Here is a 253-nt window from a genome sequence, read left to right as displayed (position 1 = left end):
AAACTTGATCCGGTACCAACCCGGTTAGTAAGGGCTGCATCACTGTACCAGGTAAATACCGCTCCGGTAATAGCACTGGTTGCATTAAGGGTTACGCTACCGCCTAAACAGATGGCCTGATCATCAACCTGGATGTCAGTGGCAACACCATTGGCTTTAACCTTTACACTCACCACTTTGGCCTGGGCAACAACATTCTCACAAACCGCTGTCGATTGAACGGTCACATAATACTTTACATCAGCAGTTGGTG

General features: G+C 47.8%; 1 protein-coding gene. It reads right to left on the bottom strand.

The features are described 5' to 3' along the window. Nucleotides 1-253: hypothetical protein (locus tag BUC20_RS27015; RefSeq protein ID WP_159441168.1), on the bottom strand; the 253-nt coding region annotated here is incomplete at both ends.

The organism is Pedobacter caeni (assembly GCF_900129215.1).
Taxonomy (GTDB): domain Bacteria; phylum Bacteroidota; class Bacteroidia; order Sphingobacteriales; family Sphingobacteriaceae; genus Pedobacter; species Pedobacter caeni.
This window is presented reverse-complemented; position numbering and strand designations above follow the sequence as displayed.